The organism is Streptomyces sp. MMBL 11-1 (assembly GCF_028622875.1).
In the GTDB taxonomy this organism is placed as follows: Bacteria; Actinomycetota; Actinomycetes; order Streptomycetales; family Streptomycetaceae; genus Streptomyces.
The window spans coordinates 3,177,565-3,199,367 of record NZ_CP117709.1 but is presented as its reverse complement, the minus strand read 5'-3'; the positions used below and the strand labels follow the sequence as shown (position 1 = coordinate 3,199,367).

20 protein-coding genes are annotated in these 21,803 nt (G+C 72.8%); 8 read left to right on the top strand and 12 right to left on the bottom strand.

Annotated elements, in window-relative coordinates:
• The 6 genes from PSQ21_RS13740 to PSQ21_RS13715 all read right to left on the bottom strand — a co-directional run bounded on the left by PSQ21_RS13740 (window position 1) and on the right by PSQ21_RS13715 (window position 6,704).
• On the bottom strand, window positions 1–2,052 hold the full coding sequence (locus PSQ21_RS13740; protein WP_274030794.1) for a hypothetical protein: 2,052 nt from the start codon (window positions 2,050–2,052) through the stop codon (window positions 1–3).
• A gap of 80 nt (window positions 2,053–2,132) precedes the next feature.
• Entirely contained in the window at window positions 2,133–3,002 is an 870-nt protein-coding gene (locus tag PSQ21_RS13735) for a DUF4253 domain-containing protein (RefSeq protein WP_274030793.1), read from the bottom strand.
• Between the two features lie 336 nt (window positions 3,003–3,338).
• Window positions 3,339–4,082 (bottom strand): sulfite exporter TauE/SafE family protein, encoded by a 744-nt coding sequence (locus tag PSQ21_RS13730; RefSeq protein WP_274030792.1) that lies wholly within the window; start codon window positions 4,080–4,082, stop codon window positions 3,339–3,341.
• Window positions 4,079–4,327 (bottom strand): hypothetical protein, encoded by a 249-nt coding sequence (locus tag PSQ21_RS13725; RefSeq protein ID WP_274030791.1) that lies wholly within the window; start codon window positions 4,325–4,327, stop codon window positions 4,079–4,081. Before PSQ21_RS13725 ends, PSQ21_RS13730 begins: the two co-directional genes overlap by 4 nt.
• Before the next feature lie 279 nt (window positions 4,328–4,606).
• A complete protein-coding gene (locus PSQ21_RS13720; protein ID WP_274030790.1) occupies window positions 4,607–5,191 on the bottom strand; it encodes a rhodanese-like domain-containing protein in 585 nt (194 codons plus the stop codon).
• A gap of 127 nt (window positions 5,192–5,318) precedes the next feature.
• Entirely contained in the window at window positions 5,319–6,704 is a 1,386-nt protein-coding gene (locus PSQ21_RS13715) for an MBL fold metallo-hydrolase (RefSeq protein WP_274030789.1), read from the bottom strand.
• A 445-nt stretch (window positions 6,705–7,149) separates the two neighbouring features.
• Between PSQ21_RS13715 and PSQ21_RS13710 the strand changes: the two genes are divergently transcribed.
• Both PSQ21_RS13710 and PSQ21_RS13705 read left to right on the top strand, forming a co-directional pair.
• Window positions 7,150–8,097, top strand: coding sequence for an alpha/beta fold hydrolase (locus PSQ21_RS13710; RefSeq protein ID WP_274030788.1), 948 nt, complete (start codon window positions 7,150–7,152; stop codon window positions 8,095–8,097).
• A gap of 351 nt (window positions 8,098–8,448) precedes the next feature.
• Window positions 8,449–9,018 carry a dihydrofolate reductase family protein gene (locus PSQ21_RS13705; protein ID WP_274030787.1) on the top strand — a complete coding sequence of 190 codons (570 nt, stop codon included), beginning with the start codon at window positions 8,449–8,451 and terminating at the stop codon, window positions 9,016–9,018.
• Between the two features lie 13 nt (window positions 9,019–9,031).
• On the opposite strand, the gene PSQ21_RS13700 is transcribed toward PSQ21_RS13705, so the two are convergent.
• From PSQ21_RS13700 to PSQ21_RS13690, 3 genes are all read right to left on the bottom strand, one after another.
• Window positions 9,032–9,334 carry a DUF397 domain-containing protein gene (locus PSQ21_RS13700; protein WP_274030786.1) on the bottom strand — a complete coding sequence of 101 codons (303 nt, stop codon included), beginning with the start codon at window positions 9,332–9,334 and terminating at the stop codon, window positions 9,032–9,034.
• A complete protein-coding gene (locus PSQ21_RS13695) occupies window positions 9,331–10,116 on the bottom strand; it encodes a helix-turn-helix domain-containing protein (RefSeq protein ID WP_274035756.1) in 786 nt (261 codons plus the stop codon). Before PSQ21_RS13695 ends, PSQ21_RS13700 begins: the two co-directional genes overlap by 4 nt.
• Window positions 10,117–10,273: 157 nt before the next feature.
• Entirely contained in the window at window positions 10,274–10,987 is a 714-nt protein-coding gene (locus PSQ21_RS13690) for a DUF4232 domain-containing protein (protein ID WP_274030785.1), read from the bottom strand.
• Between the two features lie 231 nt (window positions 10,988–11,218).
• Between PSQ21_RS13690 and PSQ21_RS13685 the strand changes: the two genes are divergently transcribed.
• Window positions 11,219–12,673, top strand: a complete 1,455-nt coding sequence (locus PSQ21_RS13685) for a helix-turn-helix domain-containing protein (protein ID WP_274030784.1) — start codon at window positions 11,219–11,221, stop codon at window positions 12,671–12,673.
• Between the two features lie 20 nt (window positions 12,674–12,693).
• On the opposite strand, the gene PSQ21_RS13680 is transcribed toward PSQ21_RS13685, so the two are convergent.
• Window positions 12,694–13,257 (bottom strand): flavin reductase family protein, encoded by a 564-nt coding sequence (locus tag PSQ21_RS13680; RefSeq protein ID WP_274030783.1) that lies wholly within the window; start codon window positions 13,255–13,257, stop codon window positions 12,694–12,696.
• Window positions 13,254–14,435: an acyl-CoA dehydrogenase family protein gene (locus tag PSQ21_RS13675; RefSeq protein WP_274030782.1), complete on the bottom strand. Its 1,182-nt coding sequence runs from the start codon at window positions 14,433–14,435 to the stop codon at window positions 13,254–13,256. Before PSQ21_RS13675 ends, PSQ21_RS13680 begins: the two co-directional genes overlap by 4 nt.
• 213 nt (window positions 14,436–14,648) lie before the next feature.
• On the opposite strand from PSQ21_RS13675, the gene PSQ21_RS13670 reads away from it, so the two are divergent.
• The 4 genes from PSQ21_RS13670 (at window position 14,649) to PSQ21_RS13655 (ending at window position 17,992) form a co-directional block, all read left to right on the top strand.
• Window positions 14,649–15,464, top strand: a complete 816-nt coding sequence (locus PSQ21_RS13670; protein ID WP_274030781.1) for a GntR family transcriptional regulator — start codon at window positions 14,649–14,651, stop codon at window positions 15,462–15,464.
• 275 nt (window positions 15,465–15,739) lie between these two features.
• On the top strand, window positions 15,740–16,948 hold the full coding sequence (locus tag PSQ21_RS13665) for a phospholipase D-like domain-containing protein (protein ID WP_274030780.1): 1,209 nt from the start codon (window positions 15,740–15,742) through the stop codon (window positions 16,946–16,948).
• A 90-nt stretch (window positions 16,949–17,038) separates the two neighbouring features.
• The gene (locus tag PSQ21_RS13660; RefSeq protein WP_274030779.1) at window positions 17,039–17,479 is read left to right on the top strand and encodes a hypothetical protein; all 441 of its coding nucleotides are present in this window, start codon (window positions 17,039–17,041) and stop codon (window positions 17,477–17,479) included.
• Between the two features lie 156 nt (window positions 17,480–17,635).
• On the top strand, window positions 17,636–17,992 hold the full coding sequence (locus PSQ21_RS13655) for an antibiotic biosynthesis monooxygenase family protein (RefSeq protein ID WP_274030778.1): 357 nt from the start codon (window positions 17,636–17,638) through the stop codon (window positions 17,990–17,992).
• 78 nt (window positions 17,993–18,070) lie between these two features.
• On the opposite strand, the gene argS is transcribed toward PSQ21_RS13655, so the two are convergent.
• Window positions 18,071–19,843, bottom strand: a complete 1,773-nt coding sequence (gene argS, locus PSQ21_RS13650) for an arginine--tRNA ligase (RefSeq protein WP_274030777.1) — start codon at window positions 19,841–19,843, stop codon at window positions 18,071–18,073.
• A gap of 157 nt (window positions 19,844–20,000) precedes the next feature.
• Between argS and lysS the strand changes: the two genes are divergently transcribed.
• The gene (lysS, locus tag PSQ21_RS13645) at window positions 20,001–21,773 is read left to right on the top strand and encodes a lysine--tRNA ligase (RefSeq protein ID WP_274030776.1); all 1,773 of its coding nucleotides are present in this window, start codon (window positions 20,001–20,003) and stop codon (window positions 21,771–21,773) included.
• The last annotated feature ends 30 nt before the right edge of the window (window positions 21,774–21,803 follow it).

Below are 21,803 nucleotides of genomic sequence, written 5' to 3'. Positions count from 1 at the left end.
TCAGTCCGCGGCGGTCCTGTCGGCGCGGGCCTCCGCCCAGGCGTGTGCCGCCGCCAGCTGCCCGTCCGTGAGGGGCGGGCTGACCTGGTCCGGGTAGCGGAACACGTAGTGCTCGCGGGCGGTCTTCAGGCCGATGGCACGGGCCGCGTCGGTGAGGCGGGGGTCGTCGGCGACCTCCTGGGCGCGCAGCAGCCAGCTGTGACTGCGCGGGTCGATGTCGTAGTGCCAGAGCGGCTGGGCGGGATCGGCCACTCCGATCAGGACCCGGTGCAGGACGTACGCGCGGACGCCGCGCTGTCCGATCAGCCGCTCGGCGACGAGCAGGGGGTGGGTGCCGTCGAGCCGGGCACGGAGCAGCACCCAGGTCATCAGGTGCCCGGTGTCGTGGGCGCCGGAGACCACGAAGTCCCAGAGCTCGGCGGCTTTCGCCTCGTCCGGTGCGCCGAGGTGGGTCAGCAGCCGGACCGGGTTCTTCCAGAGCGGCTTGGGCTTCGCCCACCAGGCCAGCAGCGCTTCGGCGGCCGGGTGGCCCAGATCCTGGGCGAGGCAGGTCAGGGTGACCAGCGGGTGTCGCCACTCGGTGTAGGTGGTGCGGTACTGCTTGGTCAGCTCCTTCTTCCAGCGCGGCAGGAGCGCTGTCAGCTCGGCTTCGCCCGCCTCGCCGTGGGCGTGGAGCAGTTCGAGGCAGAACGCGATGCCCTGGACGCCGGTGGACGGGTCGGCCACCCGGGCGCGCAGCCACTGGACGTCGGCGGGGGTGAGGACGCGGTAGCGGTGGTAGATGTCGCCCAGGCGGCCCTCGTAGCCGGTGAGTTCGGGGCCGGTGCCCGCGAGGAGGCCGTCGCGGGCGGCCTCGTAGCGGTCGGCGGCGGCGAGCACCTCGGCCTCGGTGACGCCGGCATACAGGGCCGCCCGCTCCCGTACGTGGGCGACCTGGTCGTACGCACTGAGCGCGGCGGCCTCGCGCAGGGGGCGCGGCAGGTTCTCGTCGGTGGCGAGGCGGACGGCGGTGAGGGCCGCGAACGCCTTGGCGGCCGTGTGGTCCTCCGTGGGCCGGGCCGCACGCCAGTCGTCGGTGACGGTGGCGCTGAGCGCGCCGAACAGTCTGCTCAGGGATGTCTCGGGGGCCTCGTGTGCGGTCAGCTCCCCGGCGAGCACGCCGGCGGTCCGTACCGGATCGGTTCCGTGGACCGCCCCGTGCACGGCGAGCCAGGCGCGGATCGCGTCGGGCCGGCCGGTGAGCGACCACCCGCGCAGGATGTCCAGGGCCCGGGGGGAGGGGGCCGCGCCGAGGGTGTCGGACGCCAGGGGGCCGAGGCTCGCCACCGTGTCCCAGACCGCCTCGTGGTCGTGGCGGAGCAGCGCGTCCAGCAGGGCCGCCCAGGCGGGCCATGCGGTGAGCCGCCCGGCGTACTCCTCCCGCCAGGCCGGCAGCAGCCGTGACGTCTCCTCGGCGGTCAGCGCCTGCCGGGCCTCCAGCGCGGTGACGAACCCCGCCGCCCCGGACAGCTCCACCGGATCGCGCAGCCGGTCGTGCAGCCAGCTCTCCTCGGCGGCGGTCAGCGGGGCGTGCTCCACGGCACGGGCGGTCCGGGCGCGGGGTGTGCCGAGGCGGGCGAGGAACTGGCGCACCCCCGCGGTGTCTTCGGGGTCGGGCAGTCCGTCGTCGTCCTTCTCCGTGACCTTGTCGAGCCCGAACGCGCCCTGCGGGCCGTTGTCGATGACCCGGTAGCCGGCCGGGCCGTCGCCGAGGCCGGCGGCGACGGTGGCGTGGTCGCCGCCCCAGTGGATGTACAGCTCGCGCTCCAGGCCGCCGGAGCGGTCGAAGGCGGAGTGGGACTGCCAGTGCCAGTAGGAGAAGGAGGTGCTGGTGGGGAGGGATCGGGCCGCGAACATCTCGGCCGCGTCCTCGTGGCCGTCGGACTGGGTGTAGCGGCTCCGGGTCGGCGGCGGGAGGACGGCGAAGCCGTCGCCGCCGAGCGTGCGCCACCACTTCTTGACGCTGCTGAGGTCGGAGCGCCGCCCGGCCGGGCGGCCCTTGTCCGGTGCCATCGTGTCCCGTCCCGTCGTGCCTGGTCCTGCTGTCCCCGGTCCCGCTGCCGCTGGTCCCGCTGCCTCCGGCCCCGGCTGGGTCAGTCCCACCAGAACGACCACGCTTCCTGGTTGAGCACGGCCTTCTCGGCGTAGGCGTCGAGGTCGTACGGCGGGGACTGGTCGATGTTGTCCGGACAGAACGCGTAGTGCTCGGCGGCCAGGGCGCGGGCCTCCTCGGCGGTGGCGGGCGGGCGGCCCACGGAGACGATCATCGTGTCGAAGCCGAGCACCACGACCCGGGCGTCGTAGCGGTCCTCCCAGGAGCGGAGGACCGCGCAGAGCCGGGCCACGTCGTTCTCGTGGTTCATCGGGCCCGACCAGCCGATCGCCGCCGGTATGTCGGCGCTGCGGCGGGCCGGGACGAGAGCCATCCGGGCCCCGCCGAGCCATGCGTCCGGGTCGGCGGCGATCACGCCCGCGAGTCCCGCCGCCGCGACGTCGGCGTCCTCGGCCGCCTCACGGGCGGGGACGGGCGCGAGGCCGGGCCAGGAGCCGGGGCCCGCGGAGCCGTCCGTGTGCGGCCCGGTCCCGTCCGCGTCCGGTCCGGTCCCGTCCGTGTCCGATCCGGCGTTCTCCGGGGCCACTTCGTCGGCCGCGTGGTCCGTCCAGTAGCCCGCGAGCACCTCCTCGGCGTCGTGGTCGCCGGGGTACGACGTGTCGTCCGGGCAGAGGTCCCACTCCTCGGGCCACTGGTCGCGTCGGCCGCCGGTGACCAGGACCGGCAGCAGCCCGAGCGGTCGCCCGGCCGCCCGCAGCCTCGGCCAGTCGCGCAGTTCGGCCGGGCCGTCCGCGTACCAGAGCAGCGGCTCGTGCCAGGGGCCGTCCAGTGTGGCGTCCACCAGGGAGCCGGGCGGGAGGTCCAGGCCGGAGGAGGCCAGTGAGGGCAGGGGATTGGGGAGCGTCGCCATGACGGGGAGCCTAAGCGGGGCCACTGACAACGTCCCCGGCAGCACCCTTGCCACGGGCAGCACCCTTGTCACGGGCGTCACGGGCGTCACGGGCGTCACGGGCGTCACGGGTGCCGTTGCGGCCCAGGGGCCGGGGGACGCCGAACAGCCTGCCGATGAGCAGGAGTCGGCGTCGGCGGAAGCGTGCGGTGAGCGCTCCGGTGGCGAGGTCACGGCGGGCCTGCCGGGCCCCTGGGGCGTGGCGGTCTTCGTCATCCGTGGCGTTCCACTCCCAGCGGGTGGCGGGCTCGGCCGGAAACCGGCCGGGGGAGGCGGGAAGGGAACGGCTCGGAGAGGTCAGACGAAGGCGTCGGCGAGCATGAAGGCCGCCACCGCGAGCAGGGCGTAGGCGAAGAGGCGCTGCAGCGTGTTGCCGCTGAGCCGTTGTGCGTAGCGTTTGCCGTCCCAGGCGCCGAGGATGGCGGCGGCGGTGAAGGGCGCGATGACGGACCAGTCCAGAGGTGTTCCGACACCGGCCCGGGCACCGAGCGCGGCGAGCGAGTTGATGGTGATGACCAGCAGGCTGGTGCCGATGGCCCGGCGCACGGGGAGGTTCAGCACGCGTGTCAGGGCCGGTACGGCGAGGAAGCCGCCGCCCACGCCCAGCAGTCCGGTCATGGCGCCGAGGCCGGCTCCGGCCGCACCGGCCTTGACGGGGCGTACCTCGCCCGTGGCCGGGGCGGGTGCGGGTCGCAGCATGCGCAGTGCGGCGAGTCCCGCGACGGCGGCGAAGGCGAGGGTGAGGCCGGCCTGGGGGAGATGGCCGGCGGCCGTGCCGACGAGCATGGCGGGGATGATTCCCGCCGCCGCGAAGAGCAGCCCGGTCCGCCAGGCCACGTTGCCGTCCCGCGCGTGTCCGGTGAGCGCGGTGATCGACGTGAGGGCGACGATGATCAGACTGGCGGTGATCGCGGCTGCCGGTTCCATGCCGATCAGGTAGGTCAGGGCGGGGACGGCCAGGACGCTGCCGCCACCGCCGAGGCCGCCGAGCGCCAGGCCGACCACGGCTCCGGCGATGACCGCGAGGATCAGGGCAGTCATGTCTTCGAGCTCTCGTCGCCACCCGAGCCGACCACCGAGTACGCGGCTGCGGCCCACTGCCGCGTGCCGCCCTCGACGTCCACCGCGTCCATGCCACGCGCACGGAGCGGCCCGACGGCCTGCTGCGAGCGGTTCCCGCTGCGCTCCCGTACGTCCAGCGGGACGGCCGGGGCGGGGGCACCCTGGGTGTGCCGATGGGTCTCCTCGACGGTGACCCGTTTCTTGTCTCGGGAGAACAGGGACATCACAGGACCTTTCGAACGCAGTCGTGCAGGAAGTTGTCGCAGGTACCGGGGCGGCCACCGGATCCCGGGCGTTCCCGGGCGTTCCCCGACGCGACGTCGCCGGGCCCGGACCTCGCCGTACGGTCGCCGGGCCCGGACCTCGCCGTACGGTCGCCGGGCCCGGGCCTCGCCGGGCGGGAGGCCGGTGGGGCCGGGGGAGGGGTTCATCGCGGTCGCCGGGAGCGGGGTGCCGCGGCGGCTCTCATCGGAGGATCGCCGGCCGGGCCGAGTGCACGACGCTCACGACCGGTTCCGGAGGGAGGCGATGACGGAGCGGATGTCGGTGCGCGGGCCGCGGTTGTAGGGCAGCTTGGCCAGCATCATGCCCATGGCACAGGTATTGCTGAGCGCGGCGAAGGTCAGTCCGGCGCCGACCGCGGTGCCGATCAGGTGCACGCCGGGGACGAAGAAGCCCACGACGCCGCTGACGAGCACGATCGAGCCGGCGATGAGACGGACCTGGCGTTCCATCTCCCAGCGCTGCTCGCCGCGGTTGACCGGTGCGCCGGACGCCTCCCAGGCCATCATGCCGCCGTCGAGGACGCGCAAATTGGGCAGGCCCGCTTCGGCGAGCGCCTCCTCGGCCCGTGTGGCGCGGGCGCCGGACCGGCAGACCAGCACCACGTCCTCGTCCAGGTGCCGGCCCAGCTCCATGCGGTGCTCGCGCAGGGTGTCCAGGGGCACGTTGTAGGCGCCGGGGATGTGACCGGTCTCGAACTCACTGGGTGTGCGCACATCGAGCAGACGGGGGCCGTCGCCGGTCGTGAGCAGGTGCTGGAGGGTGGCGGGTGTGAAGGCGGAGGGGCGGGAAGCGTCGGTGGTCATGAGGACTGCTCCATGAAGAGAGGACGGTCAGGGGTGGGAAGGGGAGGGGCGGCGTCCATGAGCGAGGGGGCCGGGGCGCGGGCCCCGTACGGGGCCTCGGCAGCTGAAGGAAGCCGGCGGTGCCGCGTCAGACGGCGGGGGCGTTCAGCAGGGCCCAGGCGGTGTAGCCGCCCAGGATGTCGGAGACGTCCTCGAAGCCCTGGTGGCGCAGCAGGCTTGCGGCGATGGAGGAGCGGTGACCGCCCGCGCAGTGCAGGACCAGCGGTTCGCCGCGCGGGATCTCGTCCAGTCGGCCGGGCAGTTCTCCGAGGGAGATGTGCAGGGCGCCCTCGATGAAGCCGGCGTCACCACGCTCGCCGCAGTTACGGACGTCGACGACGACGGGCGGGTTCTCTCCGTCCAGCGCGGCGCGCAGCTGTGCGGCGGTCAGGCGGCTGGCCGGGGCGACCTCCTCGGCCATGGCGGCCATGGCCGTGTCGGGAGAAGCCAGGTATCCGGCCGCACGGTCGAAGCCGATCCGGGCGAGCCGGGTGACGATCTCCTCCTCGCGCTCCTCGGGCGCCACGACCAGCAGATCGGCGTCGACCGGCAGGACGGTGCCCGCTTGCTCGGCGAACCGGCCGTCGGCCGGGACGTTGACCGCTCCGCGCACATGACCGGCGGCGAACTCCTGCGGGTCACGCGCGTCGACGACCACGGCGCCCGCGGCACGGCGGGCCAGGAAGTCCCGCGCGTCCAGCGCCTTCGGCGCGCTCGCCGGGTCGAACAGCGCGCGCTCCCGGCGGTTGAGGTCCGCGTCGTAGGCGAAGTACCCGGGAGCCGCCGACTGTCCAGCGGTGACGATCGCGACGAAGTCCTCCTCGCTCATCGGCGCACAGGCGTAGTTCGTCGCCCGCTGCTCGCCGATCGTCGACTGCCGCTCGGTGGACAGGTTCTTGCCGCAGGAGGAGCCGGCGCCGTGCGCGGGGAACACGCGCACCCCGTCGGGCAGGCCCATCAGCTTGTGCTGCACGCTGTCGTGCAGCATCGCGCCCAGCTCTTCGGCGGTCACGCCCACGGAGGCCAGGAGGTCGGGGCGGCCGACGTCGCCGATGAACAGCGCGTCACCGGTCAGCACCCCGTACGGGACCGTGTCCTCGGCGCGCTCGTGGACCAGCACGCTGATCGACTCGGGGGTGTGCCCCGGGGTCTCCATGATCTTCAGCGTCACCTCGCCGAGGCTGATGGTGTCGCCCTCGGCCAGCTTGCGGATCTCGTACTCGGTCTCGGCCCGCTGCCCGTAGCCGATCCACGCGCCGGTGCGGGAGGCCATCTCCAGGTGACCGGCGACGAAGTCCGCGTGGAAGTGCGTGTTGATGACACCCACGACGGTGAACCCGCGGGACTCGGCATCGCTCAGGTACTCCGACACGTCCCGGCGCGGGTCCACGACCACGGCCTGGCCCGTGCCCTCGTCGGCGATCATGTACGACGCCTGGGACAGGCACTCCAGGTAGTACTGCGAGAAGAACACGGAAACCTCCGGAGCGGACAGGGCCCCAATACCCAGGGGGGTATTAATCGGGCCAGACGGCGGCCCGGCGCGAGGGGGTGCGCAGGGCGGGGTGGGGGCTCGCGGGATCCGGTCCGGCCTGTTCGGCGACGACGGTGGATCCCGGCCCACGGAAATACCCCATGGGGTATGACATTTTCGACCGTACGGATCCTCGATCGTCCTGTCAAATACCCGGGGGGGTATCGAGCTCGCGAGGGGGCCGCCGGTGGGCGCGCCCGGGCCCGCCAGGTGAGGGAGCCCGCCCGCACCTGCCCGACCGCGCCGAACCCGTCATCGAGGCGCTCGCCCGCGTGCTCGACGTACCCGCGGACGGGCGGTACGCGGCAGTCATCTTGAGCGCCGCGACGGGCCCGGAGGCTGAAAGCCGGTGCGGTGCGGGGGTGGCTGGATAATGATGTCGGGCATGAGTTTGTACGTCGATGATCCCGCCCGCCTCGGAACCACCCGCCTCTCCGACGGGAGGGTGCTCGGCTGGGCGGAGTGGGGGCCGCGGGACGGGCTGCCCGTCCTGCTCTCGCCCGGGGCCGCGACCAGCCGCTGGCTCGGGATCGGGGCCGGGGCCGTCGAGAACGAGGGCGTCCGGCTGGTCTCGGTGGACCGGCCCGGGCTCGGGGTCTCCACGCCCGCGCCCGACCGGACCTTCGGCGACTTCGTCGACGATGTCTCGGAGCTGACCGGGCTGCTCGGACTGGGCCCGCTTCCGGCCATGCTCGGGAACTCCCAGGGCGCGCCCTTCGCCCTCGCCTGCGCGGCGGCGGGCGTCGTCTCCGCGCTCGCGCTCGTCTCGCCCGCCGACGAGGTCGCCGCCCCGGAGGTCGCCGCCGCGCTGCCGGACGATCTGCGGGGCCTGGTCGCGCGGGTGGCGGAGGATCCGGTCGGGGCGGAGAAGCTGTTCGCCGGGTTCGACGCGGACACGATGCGGCGGATGGTCCTGGCCGGAAGCCCGGCGTGCGACCTCGTCGTGTACGGGGACCCCGGTTTCGCCGCCGCGTACGGCCGGGCGCTCGACGAGGCGTTCTCCCAGGGGGCAGCGGCCGGGTACGCCCGGGACACCGTGCTCGCGATGGGGCGCTGGCCCATCGACCTCGGGGCGATCACCGTCCCGGTCGAGATCTGGTACGGCGAGGAGGACGTCTCCCACTCGCCCGACCTCGGCCGCCGGCTCGTCTCCCGTATCCCCGGGGCGCGGCGCACGGTCGTGCCGGGGGTCGGCGGCGCGCTGCTCTGGGCCACGGCCGAGCCGATCCTCGCGTCGCTGGCGGAGACCGTACGGCCGGACGAGCCGGCCGAGCGGGACTGGCGCGAGGAGCAGGCGCGGCGGAGGGCGGTACGGGGGAGCGGGCGGGGATAGCGCGGGCGTGTCCCGGACCCGGCCGGCCGGGCCCGGGACGGCGGGCGGCCGGGCGCGGGCGGGGGACCGTACGGGGGAGACGGCCGGTGACCGTACGGGGGCGCGGGCGCGGCCGGGCGCGGGCGGGGGACCGTACGGGGGAGACGGCCGGTGACCGTACGGGGGGGAACGGGCGCGGCCGGGCGCGGCCGGGCGCGGGCGGGGGGCCGTACGGGGGAGACGGCCGGTGGCCGCACGGGGGCGCGGGCGCGGCCGGGCGCCGCTGTCAGTGCCCGGGTCTATCGTCGAAAGCCGGTTGCGCGCCGCCCGGCCGTCGTTCCCGTCGACCGGGCCGATCCGACAGGAGCCCCGGTGAACAGGATCGTCACGTCCATCTCCCTCTCCCTCGACGGATTCTTCGAGGGGCCCGACCACGACATCGACTGGCACACCGTCGACGAGGAGGTGCACCAGCACTTCAACGACTACTTCCGGACGATGGGCGGCTTCGTCGAGGGGCGTGTCACCTACGAGCTGATGGAGGAGTTCTGGCCGACGGCCGATCAGGACCCGGCCAACGAGGGCCCGATGGCCGAGTTCGCGGGGATCTGGCGGTCCATGCCGAAGTTCGTCTTCTCGCGCACGCTGGAGAGCGTGGGGCCGAACGCGACCCTGCTGCACGAGGTCGACCCCGAGCAGGTGCGCGGTCTGCGGGACGCCGCGTCGGGGGACCTGGCGGTCGGCGGGGCGGATCTGCTGGAGTCGTTCCGGCGCGCCGATCTGATCGACGAGTACCGGATCTACGTCCACCCGGTCATCCTCGGCCGGGGCCGCCGCTTCTTCCGGGACACGGAGGAGCGGCAGCTGCTCCGGCTGGTGGAGACCCGGACCTTCGGGAACGGGGTCGCGATGCTCCGTTACGAGACGGTCCGGGAGGGGTAGCGGCGGCGCGGAGTCAGGCGGTGGCCGCGTAGGCGGCGAACGCCGTCCAGGCGGTGGGCGCGACGGTGAAGGTCGGGCCCTCGATGTCCTTGGAGTCACGGACGTGGACGGCGGCGGGGTGGGCGGCGATCTCGACGCACTGGCCGCCTTCGTCGGAGCTGTGGCTCGACTTCTGCCAGTCGTAAGCGACTTCGAGGCACGCCCCGCCCTCGCTGCCGCTGTGGCTCGACTTGCGCCAGTCGTAGGCGACTTCGAGGCACGCGCCGCCTTCGTCGCTGCTGAAGCTCGACTTGAACCAGTTCAGTGCGGTGCTCATGTCTCTCCCAGTAAGCGTGCCAGCAGGCGCAGGGTCTCCACAGGGCTGAGCGCCTGGGCTCGCAGCATCGCATATTTCTGGGCGAGGATGCTGATCTCATTCCGGTCGGAGATCAGCTGGCTGCCGCGCTGGGTCTCGGTGTACGCGGCGTGTTGATGATCCGGTGTTTCCAGGAGAATGAAGGGGCCGGCGAGGCCCGCGTGGACCCTGCTGTCGAGCGGCAGCACCTGGAGGCAGACGCCGGGGAGTTGGGCCGTCGCGTAGAGGTGGCGGAGCTGTTCCCGGTGGTCCTCGTCCGAGGTCAGCTTCATCATCAGGACCGGTTCCCAGATCACGATGCTGGTGGTCGGCGGCTTCTTCCGGTCCAGGATCTGCTGGCGTTGCAGCCGCGTCGCCGTCTGCGTCTCGATCTCCTCCGGGCTGTAGACCGGGATCCTGTTGCGGAACAGCGCCTCCGCGTACGCCTTCGTCTGGAGGAGGCCCGGGATGACCTGGTTGTCGTACCAGGACAGCGCCAGCGCGTCCCCCTCCATGTCGATGTAGTCCTCGGCCCACAACGGGATCAGGTCGACTTCCGGCATGTTGTCGACCGCCGTCGCCAGCGCGCCCTTGGTGTCCAGCAGATCGTCGATCGTCTCCGCCAGATCCGGGACGAGTGAGCGTCTGCCCTGCTCGACGGAGGCGATCGTGTCCTCCTGTACGCCTGCGGCCTGGGCGAGTTCGACCTGGGTCATGCCCGCCTCGGTGCGGAACCGGGCCAGGAGCTTGCCCACGAGCTTCATCGTCGACGCGTTCTTGCGCTGTCGCTTTCTGGGGTGCATACGGTTCCCACTCCCACCCCGGAACCCGGTTCACGCATGCGCGACCCGTACAAGAAATATGTACGGGTCGCGCACAGTTACCGCACGTCAGGCGCTGGCCTGCGGTGTCCCGCGAGGCTCAGAACATCAGGGCGTTCTCGACGTCCGACTGCCAGTAGGTGACGAAGCCCAGGCCGTCCGTGGCGGTGTCCGCCGGGAGCTTCAGCGTGGCCTCGCCCTTCGACTGGTTGTTCCTGTCGACCATGATCACGCCGACGTTGTCGCTCGGGACCGGCTCGTTCTGGCCGGGCTCTCCGAGCAGCGCGATGCCCGCGTACGCCTCCTCGCCGGGGGAGAGCGTGACGACCGCCTGCGGCTTGCTGTCGTCGAGGATCGGGTACACCGCCTGCGCGCCGTCGAAGCGGAGGAACGGGGCGTAGTAGGCGGCGCAGTTGGTGGAGCCGGTGTTGGTCACCGTGAGCAGCAGGTGGTTGATCGGGCGGCTCACCGAGGAGACCTTGACCTTGGAGTTCTTGGGCGTGCAGGCCGGGATCGACGGTGCGGCCTTCTCGTTCGGCGCGGTCTCCGGCTTCTTGCCCTCGCCGTTGCCGCCCGCGTGCTTCCCCTCGGCGGGGACGGTCTGGGTGTCGGGCGTGCCGGCCTTCGGAGCGTCCGGCTGGGCCGTGCCTTCGGTGGCGGTGGCGGTGGTGTCGGTGCTCGTCGCCGTCGGTGCCGCCGAGCCGGCTGCCTTCGTCCCCATGGCCTTGTCCTCGCCGCCACAGGCGGTGAGGGAGAGGGCGGCGACGAGGGCGGTGGCGGCGAGGGCGGTGGTGCGGACGCGGTTGGTGCGCATGGCGGTGGTACTCCCCGTGATCGGTGGACGTGGTGGTCCGGTTCGAACGGCCGGCCCGTGGTCCTGCTGGGTGCTGCTGTGGTCTGGTCCGAGCTTGTGGGACGGCGGATTCCGGCCGCAACGCCTGCCGAACCATTGGGGATGCTGGAACGTCTACGCGTACGGTGACCTGCGGGAATTCCGCGTCCCTGGAACGCCGTTCCGGGACGTACGAGGAAGGGGAACGCCGTCGTGGCGACGCCGGAGGCCGTGGAGTTCGCGGCTCTGCTGAAGGATCTGAAGGACCGTTCGGGGCGCAGCTACGGTGTGCTGGCGGGAAAGCTGCACGTCAGCACGTCGACCCTGCACCGGTACTGCAACGGGGACGCCGTGCCGAACGAGTTCGCCCCGGTGGAGCGGTTCGCGCGGGTGTGCGGGGCGTCCGGCGACGAGCTGGTGGAGGTGCACCGGCGGTGGATCGTGGCGGACGCGGCCCGGCGGCGGCCTCCGGCGGGTGCGGGCCAGGGGGCGGCACCGGGCGCGGCTGCCCCTGCCCCTGCGCCTGGCCCCGTTCCTGTCCCTGCCTCTGGCCCCGTTCCTGCTTCTGCTTCCGGTCCTGTGCCTGGTGTTGTTCCCGAGGGCGTCGAAGTCGCTGAGGCCGCCGAGCTGTCCGAGCCGTCCGAGTCGTTCGAGCCGTCTGTTGTGTCCGGCGGCGCTCGGCCCGCGGCGGGCTCCCGGTGGTCCCGGCTCTCCCGGCGTACGCGGGTGCTCATCGCCGCCGCCGGGGTCGCCGCACTCCTCGTGCCCACCACCGTCGTCGCCGCCGACCTCGTCGGGTCGGGCAAGGAGGACGGCGGGAGCGCCGCGGACCGGGTGGAGGACGCGGGCGGAGACCGCGGGCCGGCGGTGGAAGGCTCCCCTTCGGTTACGCCCCGCCCCTCCGCGAGCCCGAGTTCGGCCGGTCCTTCGGCGAGCGCCTCCGCGTCCCCCTCGGGGCCGTCGTCCGCCAAGCCCTCGGCGGGCTCCGGCCCGGAGCGGCCGCAGAGCGGTGGCGGCAGTGGAAGCGGTGGTGGCAGCGGTACGGGCCTCGGGGCTCCGCCGACCGTCAGCATCTCCTCGTACAACTGGGACGAGCCCTGCGGCCAGCACTATCTGGTCAACCGGGGGCCCGACGAGCTCGACCCGCCGCCCGCGCCGCGGGACCGGCGCGGCTGGGCGGAGTCGTACGGCGGGGTCGACGCCGGGAACATGCTGCTCCAGCTCACCGTGCAGGGCACCTCGCGCGAGGCGGTCGTCCTCAAGGGCATGAACGTCCGCGTCGTCTCCCGCAAGGCCCCGTTGCCCTGGTCGGCGTACCTGATGGGCAACGGCTGCGGCAGCGGGATCATGCCCCAGACCTTCGCCTCCCACCTCGACGCCGGGCATCCCACCCTCCGGCCGGTGCCGGGGAGGCAGGGGGACACGGTGGTTCCGGCCGTGGACTTCCCGTACAAGGTGACGTCCGAGGACGTGGAGGTCTTCAACCTCGACATGAAGGCCGTCGGTTACGACGTCGTCTGGTACCTGGAGCTGGAGTGGAGCAGCGGCGGGAAGGAAGGGGCCCTGCGGATCGACGACCACGGGAAGCCGTTCCGCACCAGCGGGATGAAGGGGCGGCCGGAGTACGTGTACGGCAACGAGGAGACCGGGTGGGAGCCCGTGACCTGACGCGTGCTCGGGCGGGCCCCTTACTCCGGGGGCAGAGGGGCGGCTGAGGCGAAAGAACCGTTGTGGTGGATCAGGGGGGTGGCGGCCGGGGGAGCGTGGTGGCCCGGGGAAGAGGCGGCCGGAGGTGCCGCGTCCGCCAGCTCGCCGACGATCAGCCAGTGGTCCCCGACGCGCTGTCGCAGCGTCACCCGGGCCACCAGCCAGCCCGTCGCCGCGAGGAACAGCGGGGGTCCGAGGCGGTGGGCCGTCCAGCCGGGGGCGGCGAAGCGGTCGGGGCTCCAGCGGGCGAACGTACGCGCCAGGGCGGTGTGCCGGGCGCCCAGCAGATGCACCGCGAAGTGCTCGGCGCGCAGGACCGAGGGGGCGGCTGAGGTCTCGGCGTCCAGGTAGAACGAGACCAGTGCCGGTTCCAGGGACACCGAGGTGAACGAGGACGCGGTGAAGCCGGCGGGGCCGGGCACGGTGATGACGGTGACGCCCGACGCGTGTCCGCGCAGGGTGCGACGCAGCAGGGCGGCGGCCTCGGAACCCTGCGGGGCGGTGGTGCTCGCCGTGGCGGTCTCGGTGGTGTCTGCCGTGTTCACGCGGATACCTCCAGGGGTGTGGTGACGGCGGTGGACAGCGCTTCCCCGTGGGCCGGGCCCCAGCGGCGGAGATCGAACGCGGGGTGCTGGGCGGCCGCGTTGGCGTCCCGCCAGATCCGCTGGACGGGTGCGGTGTCGTAGATCGCGCCCGCGCCCGATGCCTCGTACACGGCGTTGACGACTTCGCGGCAGCGCGTACCGGCGTAGGCGATGTCCCGGCGTGTGCGGGCCCGCTCCTGCGGACTTCCGCCGGGGGTGTCCGAGGCGGCGAGGGCCGCCAGGTCGGCGAGGAGCAGGGCGCGGGCGGCGTCGACCGTGGCGGTGAGCGCCGGCGCGTCCACTGCGGAGCCACGGCCGCCGAGCTCCGCGTGGGCGTCCAGGGCCGCACGTGCCGTGCCCAGCAGGACCCCCGCGAGGGCCGTCGTGCCGATGGTGGCGAACGCCATCCGGTACGGGGCGGTCTCCGGACGTTCGTGGGGGGAGACGTTGACCGGGTCGAGGGCGCTCAGGGGCAGGACGCGGTGTTCCGGGACGAGGAGCGTGGGGGTGGTGAAGGAGCGGCTGCCCGTTCCGCGCAGCCCCCCGGTGTGCCAGTCGTCGATGCCCTCGGTGCGCCGCCGGGGGAGAAGCACGACGTGCGGTTCCGGTTCGCCCCCTGGCACGGCCGGGGCGCTCACCCCGGCGAGGATCCACTCGGCGTGGTCGACGCCGGAGCAGAAGCGCCCGCGCTGGGCGGGCAACAGACAGCCCTCGGCGGTCCGTTCGGCGGGTGGGCCGTCGAGTCGCAGCTGGAGGGCGACGCGGGTGGAGGGCGCGGAGAAGACCTCCTGGCGCGCCGGGGCGGGCATCTGGGCGACCACCCAGGTGTTGCCGCCCAGCACGGCGCGCACCCAGCCCGCCGACGCGCAGCCCCGGGACAGCTCCTCGGTGACCAGGAGAGCGGTGTCGAAGCCGAGTCCGCTGCCGCCCCAGGCGCGGGGGGTCAGGAGGTCGAAGAGGCGGGCCTCGTCGAGGAGGCGGACGGCCGCGTCGGGAAGGGTGCGCAGCCGGTCGGCCTCGGGGGCGTGCTCCCTCAGCCGGGGGGCCAGCGCGTGGGCGGCGGCGACGGCCTCTTCGTGGGTCCGCGGTGGGCGGGGGCCGTCGGCCGGCGCGGAAGGGAGCGGAGCGGTGGTGGTCATGCGGCACCTGTTTCCGTTGCTTCGGTCAGGAGAATCCCTCTGAGTTAGGGTACCCATAGTTAAATTGGATCCGATTTGGAGCGTCGCGTCAAGGGCCGTACGCGGTGCCGCGGTGCCGCGCACCGCGAGAACGCGGCGGGGCGAGGGCTGGGAGGGGGTGGGGGGTGGGGCGGGGGTGGGACGAGAGTGGGCCCGTGCCGGATACTGAGGACCATGCCGCCTAGCCGTCCCGCCCGCCCTCGCGTGGCCGCCACGCTGGAGAGACGCGTCTTCGACCTGCTCAACGCGGAGATCCTCGGCCTGCGCCTCGGCCCCGGCGAGCACATCGTCACCGAGGCCGTGGCGGAGGCGCTCGGGGTCTCCCGGCTGCCGGTGCGCGAGGCCTTGCGCAGCCTGGCGGGGCGGGGGCTGATCGACATGCAGCCGCACCGGGGGGCGTTCATCCCCCGTCTCGGGCCTGAAGACCTGGACCGGATCGTGGAGACCGTGGAGGCACGGGCCAGGCTGGAACCCTGGGCTGCCGAGCGCGCCGCCGACCGCCACGACGCCGACCAACTGGCGGCGCTGGACCGGGCCCTGGAACAGGGCTTCGACGCGCTGGCGCGCGGGGCGCGGCCGGACGCCAACCGGGCGCACAGTGAGTTCCTGCGGGTGCTGACCCTGATGTCGGGTCACGCGACGCTGATCGAGGTGCTGGAGCCCCTCCAGTACCGGACCATGCTGGCGTTCGTGTCCATCGTGATGACAGCGGAGCCCGAGGGGTGGGCCTCCCACCGGGTGGTCCGCGATGCGGTGGCGGCCCGGGACGGGGCGGCCGCGTCGGCCGAGATGGGCCGCCACCTGGCCGAGGTGCTGGACGCGTTGCGGCGTCCCGGCAACGTGGTGCCCTCCGCGATGGACCGGGCCGCCGGACGCAAAGGCGGCCGACGCCCCGCGAGCCACCGGATCAAGGCGCTCAAGCTCGGCGGACGGGACGCGGACGACGGCGGAACCACCCCGCCCCCGGCCCGGCCGGCATCTGGCCGATAACCACCTGCGCCCGGTCGGGGCCACGATCCGCGCCCGGTCGGGGCCACGATCCGCGCCCGGTCGGGGCCACGATCCGCGCCCGGTCGGGAACACCACCCGCGCCCGGCCGGGGAAACGGCCCGCGCCGGCCGGAAGCACGCGGCAGCCGGCGGACAGGCGTCAGGGGTGGAGGCGGAATCCGTCCGGATTCGTACAGGAGTACAGTCGCCGGGTCCTCGCGGTCCGTCCGGTTCCGGCCGGTCTGCCGCCCCAGCCGCCTCCCCTTCAGGTGACCCATGTCCGTGACTGCCGAAGCCTCCGACCCGACGGCTCTGGACGCCCGTACCTGCGAGGAGCGGTCCCTGCGGCTCAGACGCAGGCTGGAGCGGCTGATCGGCATCGCCGCCACCGAGGGGAACGCCCTCCTTCCGCTCCGTAACGGCGACGAGATATTCGGCGCGATGCTGGAGGCCATCCGGGGCGCGGAGCACACCGTGGACCTGATGACGTTCGTCTACTGGCGCGGTGACATCGCCCTCCGGTTCGCCGAGGCGCTGGCCGAGCGGGCCCGGGCCGGGGTCCGGGTACGGCTCATGCTCGACGGGTTCGGCTGCCGGCTCATCGAGAAGGACCAGCTGGAGCTGATGGACCGGGCGGGGGTCACCGTGACCTGGTTCCGCAAGCCGCTGCACCTCTCGCCGCTGAAGCAGAACCACCGCTGCCACCGCAAGGTCCTCGTCGTCGACGAGCGCACCGCGTTCACCGGGGGCGTCGGGATCGCCGAGGAATGGTGCGGCGACGCCCGCAACGAGCACGAGTGGCGCGACACCCACGTCAAGGTCACCGGCCCCGCCGTCGACGGCCTGGCCGCCGCGTTCGCGCAGAACTGGGCCGAGTGCCACGAGGAGCTCTTCGACGAGCGCGACCGGTTCGTCGTCGGTGAGCACCACGGGGACGCCGTCGTCCAGGTCGTACGCGGCTCCGCGTCCTTCGGCTGGCAGGACATGCAGACCCTGATCCGGGTCGTCCTGGAGTCCGCCGAGGAACGCGTCCGCCTCACCACCGCCTACTTCGCCCCCGACGCCTACTTCACCGGGCTCCTCTGCGACGCCGCCCGGCGCGGGGTGGAGGTCGAGATCCTGCTGCCAGGACCGCACACCGACAAGCGGGTCTGCCAGCTCGCCGGCCAGCGCTTCTACGAGGAGCTGACCGCGTGCGGCGTGAAGATTTACCAGTACCAGCCGACGATGCTGCACGCCAAGGTCCTCACCGTGGACCGGGTCGCGAGCCTCATCGGCTCCACCAACTTCAACCGGCGCTCGCTCGACCACGACGAGGAAGTCATGCTCGCCGTCCTCGACCGGGACTTCACCGCCACCCTCGACGGCCACTTCGACGAGGACCGGGAGAAGAGCGTGCTGATCGAGCGCGGCCGGTGGAAGCGCCGCGACCTCCTCCAGCGGGCCCGGGAAGCGGCCGTCCTGCCCATCCGCCGTTTCCTCTGAGGCCCGGTCCCTCCGGCGGGGGCGTGGTCCCGCGCTCGCCGGGCAGGCGGGGAGGACGACCGTCGTCCGCCATGTGAAGGGAAGGGCCCCATGAGCACCACCGCCGACACCTCACCGGCCCCGTCCGCCGCGGTGATCACCGAACCCCTGCCCGACCTCCAGCTCCAGCTGCTCATCCAGCTCCTCGACCAGGACCCCCGCTCCAGCCTGCCCCTCACCCTCACGCACCCCGGCGGCCTGCTGCACGGGGACGTCATCGGGCACGAACAGTGGAAGGCCGAGTGGGCGAGGAGCCTGCGCCAGGTCGAGGGGGAGGGGGCCAATCTGCTCGCCGAGTTCCCCGAGACGGTCGACCAGGGCGTACGGGAACTGCGTGCCGAGGAGGACGAGACGGGGGCGTCCCGGCTGCCCCGTTGGATCCATCTGCGGGACGTCACCCTCGCCGGCGGGGCGATGAGCCCGGTCTCCCTGCCGCTGTGGCGCGGACGCCTCGCCGACGTGTCGGGGTGGGCGCTGGGCCGCCCGCAGTAGGCGGCCCCGCAACCGCAGCGCCGCAGCGCCGCGGCAGGAAGTTCTGCGACCGCGCCGCAGCGGGCGGTGCCGCGACCGCGCCGCAGCAGGCGGTGACGCGACCGCCCCGCAGCGGGCGGCGACGCTCAACTCCGGCCCGTTGCTTAGGCTTTGGGTATGACCACAGAGAACCTCCCGGCCGACGGCACGCCGGACTCGGCCGTCACCTTCATCAACGTCTTCGAGATTTCCGCCGACGAGCTCGACGCGTTCGTCGGGAAGTGGGAGGAGCGAGCCCGCCTCATGCGGGAGAAGCCGGGCTTCATCGACTCGCGGATGCACCGGGCCCGCTCCTCGGACTCCCGCTTCCAGCTCGTCAACGTCTCCCACTGGGAGAGCCAGGAGGCGTGGGAGGCCGCCACCGCCGACCCCGACTTCGCCTCCCGTACCCAGGCCGCGCGCGAGCAGACCGTGCGGCCGGTCACCCCGAACCCGGCGGTCTACGACGTCGTCGTGGAACTCACCGCCCCCTGACCCGGGCCGGACCGCGCGCGTCGGCCCCGGCACCTGTGACGGTGACCGGGGCCGACGTACGTACAGCCGGGTGCGGGATCAGAGCCGCTCGGGCGTCCGGATGCCCAGCAGCGCCATCCCCTGGTGCAGGGTCCGGGCGGTCAGCTCGACGAGGAAGAGCCGGTTCTCGACGACCTCCGGGGCGTTGTCCGGGCTGAGCACCTGGCACTGGTCGTAGAACGTGGTCAGGTGCGACGCCAGCTGGTAGAGATACGCGGCCAGCTTGTGCGGCTCGTAGCCAGCCCCGACCTCGGCGAGGACCTCGCCGAACTGGTCCAGGTGCAGACCGAGCGCCCGCTCCGCCGGGGCCAGCTCCAGCTCCGGGTGGGCGGCCGGGACCGCGTCCCCCGCCTTGCGCAGGATCGACTGGATCCGGGCGTACGCGTACTGGAGGTACACCGACGTGTCGCCGTGCAGCGCCACCATCTGGTCCAGGTCGAACTTGTAGTCCCGCACGGCGGAGGTCGACAGGTCCGCGTACTTCACGGCGCCGATGCCGACGTACCGGCCGTTCTCGACGATCTCCTCCTCGGACAGGCCCACCTTGTCGGCCTTGTCCCGGACGACCGCCGTGGCCCGGGTGACCGCCTCGTCGAGGAGGTCCTCCAGCCGCACGGTCTCGCCCTCACGGGTCTTGAACGGCTTGCCGTCCTTGCCGAGGACCGTGCCGAACGCGAGCTGCACGGCCTTGACGTCGTCGTTCAGCCAGCCCGCCCGGCGGGCCGTCTCGAAGACCATCCGGAAGTGCAGCGACTGCCGTGCGTCCACCACGTACAGCAGGGTGTCCGCCTTGAGGTCCCGCACCCGGTTCCGGACCGCGGAGAGGTCGGTCGCCGCGTAGCCGTAGCCGCCGTTCGTCTTCTTCACGATGAGCGGGACCTTGTTGCCGTCCGGGCCCAGCACATCGTCGAAGAACACGCACAGCGCACCCTCGGAGCGGACGGCGACGCCCGTCTCCTCCAGGATGCGGCAGGTCTCCTCCAGCATGTCGTTGTAGCCGGACTCACCGACGATGTCCGGGTCGTGGATCTCCATGTCGAGCTTGTCGAACACCGAGTGGAAGTAGATCTTCGACTCGTCGACGAAGCGGTGCCACAGCTCCAGCGTCTCGGGATCCCCGGCCTGGAGGGCCACCACCCGGTCCCGGGACCGGGCCTTGAACTCCTCGTCGGAGTCGAACAGGGCCCGCGACTCCTTGTAGACCCGGTTCAGCGTCGACATCGCCGCCTCACCGTCGCTCGCGCCGCCCTCGTGCTTCAGCGCGCCGGGGTGCTCGATCAGATACTGGATGAGCATGCCGAACTGGGTGCCCCAGTCGCCGATGTGGTGGCGCCGCACCACGTTCTCGCCGGTGAACTCCAGGATCCTGACCACGGCGTCGCCGATGACCGCCGACCGCAGGTGGCCGACGTGCATCTCCTTGGCCACGTTCGGCTGGGCGTAGTCGATGACGGTCGTCCCGGCGTCGTCCTTCAGCGGCACGCCGAGCCGGCCCTCGCCGTCCGCCGCCCGGGCGGCCAGCGTCTCGACGATCGCCCGGTCGGTGAGCGTGATGTTGAGGAAGCCGGGCCCGGAGACCTCGATGTCCTTGATCGGCCCGCCCGCCGGGAGGGCGTCGGTGACCTGGGCGGCCAGCTCCCGCGGATTGCCCTTGAGCTTCTTGGCGAGCGCCAGGATGCCGTTGGCCTGGAAGTCGGCCCGGTCGCTACGTCGCAGCAGCGGGTCCGCGGCGCCGGCATCCGGCAGCGCTGCCGTCAGGGCGTCCGCCAGCTGCTGCTGGAGCGTGGAAGCGAGGGAAGGGACCGAGGCCATGTCTGGCTGCCGTTTCCGTAGGGGGTACGAGGGGCTCTCTTGGGTGTCCAAGGGATCTCCCCAGTATCCCACGGGGCGTAAAGCCGTTTTCGCGCTGCTGGGTGTAGCTGGGAGAATGGTCCGTACCCCATCGGGAAACGACAGACGAGAGAAGGACGTGCCGACCGTGGCCGAGAGTCAGACCAGCACCGAGACCGACTGGGTCTCCCGCTTCGCGGACGATGTCATCGCCGAATCGGAGCGTCGTGCGCCTGGCAAACCGGTCGTCGTCGCCTCCGGCCTGTCCCCGTCGGGCCCGATCCACCTCGGCAACCTCCGCGAGGTCATGACCCCGCACCTGGTCGCCGACGAGATCCGCCGCCGCGGGCACACCGTGCGCCACCTGATCTCCTGGGACGACTACGACCGCTACCGCAAGGTCCCGGAGGGCATCCCCGGGGTCGACCAGGCGACCTGGGGCGAACACATCGGCAAGCCGCTGACCTCGGTGCCCGCCCCGCCCGGCTCCGCGCACCCGAACTGGGCCGAGCACTTCAAGGCCGCCATGACGGCGGCCCTGGACGAGCTGGGCGTCGAGTACGACGGCATCAGCCAGACGGAGCAGTACACCGCCGGGACCTACCGCGAGCAGATCCTGCACGCGATGAAGCACCGCGCCGACATCGACGCCGTCCTGGACCGCTACCGCACCAAGAAGGACCCGGCCGGCGGCCCGCAGAACAAGGGCGGCAAGAAGCCGCAGCAGCAGAAGAAGGTCGACGAGGCCGAGCTGGAGGCCGCCGAGGGCTCCGGCGCCGCCGACGAGGACGACGGCAGCGGCAACACCGCCGGCTACTTCCCGTACAAGCCCTACTGCGGCAACTGCGAGAAGGACCTCACCGTCGTCACCTCCTACGACGACGACACGACCGAGCTGAACTACACCTGCTCGGCCTGCGGCTACGCCGAGACGGTCCGCCTCAGCGAGTTCAACCGCGGCAAGCTCGTGTGGAAGGTCGACTGGCCGATGCGCTGGGCCTACGAGGGCGTGATCTTCGAGCCCAGCGGCGTCGACCACTCCTCGCCCGGCTCCTCCTTCGTCGTCGGCGGCCAGATCGTCCGCGAGGTCTTCGACGGCGTCCAGCCCATCGGGCCCATGTACGCCTTCGTCGGCATCTCCGGCATGGCCAAGATGTCCTCCAGCAAGGGCGGGGTGCCCACCCCGGCCGACGCGCTGAAGATCATGGAGGCGCCGCTGCTGCGCTGGCTCTACGCCCGCCGCAAGCCCAACCAGTCGTTCAAGATCGCCTTCGACCAGGAGATCCAGCGGCTGTACGACGAGTGGGACTCGCTGGGCCGCAAGGTCGCCGACGGCACGGTGCTGCCCGCCGACGCCGCCGCGTACTCCCGTGCCGTCCGCACGGCGGCCGGGGAGCTCCCGAGCACCCCGCGCCCGCTGCCGTACCGGACGCTCGCCTCGGTCGCCGACATCACCGCCGGCGCCGAGGACCAGACGCTGCGCATCCTCGGCGAGCTGGACCCGGACAACCCGCTGACCTCGCTGGACGAGGCCCGCCCCCGCCTCGACCGCGCCGAGAACTGGATCACCACCCAGGTCCCGGCCGAGGCCCGCACCATCGTCCGGGACGAGCCCGACAAGGAGCTGCTCGGCTCGCTCGACGACCAGGGCCGGGAGTCGCTGCGCCTCCTCCTGGAGGGGCTGGACTCGCACTGGTCGCTGGACGGGCTCACCACGCTCGTCTACGGGGTGCCGAAGGTGCTGGCGGGCCTGGAGCCGGACGCCAGGCCGACGCCCGAGCTGAAGGCCGCGCAGCGGTCCTTCTTCGCGCTGCTCTACCGGCTGCTCGTCAGCCGCGACACGGGGCCCCGCCTGCCCACGCTGCTGCTCGCGGTGGGGGCGGACCGGGTGCGCAGGCTGCTGGGCGCGTAACACCCTGACAACGGCGGAGGGCCGCCGCCC